Origin of the sequence: Chryseobacterium sp. SIMBA_028, assembly GCF_046535285.1 — a bacterium.
GTDB lineage: Bacteria > Bacteroidota > Bacteroidia > Flavobacteriales > Weeksellaceae > Chryseobacterium.
Genome location: NZ_JAWRWZ010000190.1, coordinates 1 through 278, shown reverse-complemented (window position 1 = coordinate 278; position 278 = coordinate 1). Strand labels below are relative to the sequence as shown.

General features: G+C 33.1%; 1 protein-coding gene. It reads right to left on the bottom strand.

The window, feature by feature from the left end; translation table 11 throughout:
• The coding region (locus SCA31_RS23095) for a hypothetical protein (protein WP_410699367.1) at window positions 1-207 on the bottom strand (207 nt) is incomplete at its 3' end.
• Window positions 208-278: the final 71 nt, after the last annotated feature.

Sequence of the window (278 nt, the reverse complement as noted above, 5' to 3'; positions counted from 1 at the left end):
CGTTAACTGCTCAGAACCATACAAATGACTGATAAGCGTTTGCAGATAAAAGGTGTTTCCTTCTTCGGTATAGCCTTCGTTCACAGAAAGTTTTAAATCTGTAAAAATCTCAACGCCTTTTTTACCAATGATTTTTTTGCCGATGCTGTCTATCCCAAAAAGCGACAGCATATATTTGTTGAGTACGAGTTTATCGTGAAAATTCATTTTTTGTCTGTTTTAATTTTGGATAAATTCATTTAGTTTATCAACCATCTTTTTGTGATGGTCTTTAATAC